This is a genomic window from Alistipes sp. An54 (assembly GCF_002159375.1).
Classification (GTDB): domain Bacteria; phylum Bacteroidota; class Bacteroidia; order Bacteroidales; family Rikenellaceae; genus Alistipes; species Alistipes megaguti.
On the sequence record NZ_NFIA01000035.1, the window covers coordinates 1 to 620 of the forward strand.

Annotated in this window: 2 tRNA genes and 2 rRNA genes; all 4 read right to left on the reverse strand. The window is 50.6% G+C overall.

Annotated features, from left to right (window positions below):
* A 23S ribosomal RNA gene (locus B5G09_RS13770) occupies nt 1-169 on the reverse strand; the annotation flags it as partial.
* 82 nt (nt 170-251) lie between these two features.
* Nucleotides 252-325: transfer RNA gene (locus B5G09_RS13775), tRNA-Ala, on the reverse strand.
* Between the two features lie 11 nt (nt 326-336).
* A tRNA-Ile gene (locus B5G09_RS13780) sits at nt 337-410 on the reverse strand.
* Between the two features lie 97 nt (nt 411-507).
* Nucleotides 508-620, reverse strand: a 16S ribosomal RNA gene (locus B5G09_RS13785); the annotation flags it as partial.

The window sequence follows — 620 nt, forward strand, 5'->3', positions numbered from 1 at the left end:
GGTTGGCCTCCGTTGCCGGATGTCAGGTCTTCTACCTGACGGGTTGTCCCATTCAGAAATCTCCGGATCAAGTCTTGTTTGCAAATCCCCGGAGCTTATCGCAGCTTACCACGTCTTTCTTCGCCTCCAAGAGCCTAGGCATTCCCCATGCGCCCTTTCATACTTTCTTACAACTCTCACACTTCGCTGTGTGAGACTCTATCTCATCTCCTTAATCATGTCAATGAACGTTGGAATCCTGCGATTCCGAGTGGAGGATAAGGGAGTCGAACCCTTGACCCCCTGCTTGCAAAGCAGGTGCTCTAGCCAACTGAGCTAATCCCCCGAGTTTCGTTGTAGTCCCGTGCAGACTTGAACTGCAGACCCCTACATTATCAGTGTAGTGCTCTAACCAACTGAGCTACGGGACTGTAAAGCGGACAACTCCACTCAAGTATAACAAAAAATACCGGTTAGTTTGAGAGAAAACCGTAGAAGAATCTGTCTACGAAAAGTCATACTCTCCAGAAAGGAGGTGTTCCAGCCGCACCTTCCGGTACGGCTACCTTGTTACGACTTAGCCCCAGTCACCGGTTTTGCCCTAGGTCGCTCCTTGCGGTCACGAACTTCAAGCACCCCCA